Origin of the sequence: Xenorhabdus budapestensis (assembly GCF_002632465.1) — a bacterium.
GTDB lineage: Bacteria > Pseudomonadota > Gammaproteobacteria > Enterobacterales > Enterobacteriaceae > Xenorhabdus > Xenorhabdus budapestensis.
On the sequence record NZ_NIBS01000118.1, the window covers coordinates 1 to 772 of the forward strand.

1 protein-coding gene is annotated in these 772 nt (G+C 51.4%); it reads right to left on the bottom strand.

Going from position 1 to position 772, the window contains the following annotated elements:
* Positions 1 to 144: 144 nt before the first annotated feature.
* On the bottom strand, positions 145 to 772 hold a 628-nt coding region (locus Xbud_RS19155; protein ID WP_099137546.1), incomplete at its 5' end, for an integrase domain-containing protein.

Consider the following 772-nt stretch of genomic DNA (forward strand, 5'->3'; position numbering starts at 1 on the left):
ATAAGCGAGTTAAAGTTAATGCTTTAACTCGAAAATGTCCAGAAATGAGTTAGCGATAACATAGGAATAATCGCCTAAGATTCAAGATTGCTTTGCTCATATTCCAATGACCAGAGCAGCAGACCGTGTGTGCTCCAATACAACTTATTCGCCCTCAATATTCTGGTAATACACCTGCTTAATATAACGTCCGCGCCCGTCGCCATGCCCTAAATCCATCGACACCAGTGCCAGCGCTTCCTGCTCGCTGAATCCTTGCGCTATATAATGTTCCCCGGATTGCTGAGCAAAATGATAACGCATACTGTGTGGCGCTTTATTGCCGCTCAGTCCCGCACGTCTGACAATATAGCGGTAACGGTCGATGGCCTGCGTGATCGTCGGTTTATCAATCAGTTTACCGCCACGCCCGGTCTGCTCGCGTTCAGCATAAGCAATCGCGTGTTGCAGGGCTTCCCGATCTAATATCAATGTCTGCCGTGGACGTCCACCTTTGGTGCCAAACACCACCCGCACAGAGGTATGCCCGCTTTCCAGTGATTTTTTCCAGGTCGCTAACGATTTGTAGGCTTCCACCGCTTCTTTGGTACGCAGTCCCAGCACGTACGCCAGTTGCATCACCGCCGCGACACGCCGGTCTTTTTGTTCCACCTGCTGAAAAATGTCCCGGAACGCAGCCGGTGCCAGCGCCATTTTCGTTCCCTTGCGGCTGGTATCCGCGATACCCAATGCCCGGTTACTCAGGCGTGCATTATCGGGATCAGCCAGCTTA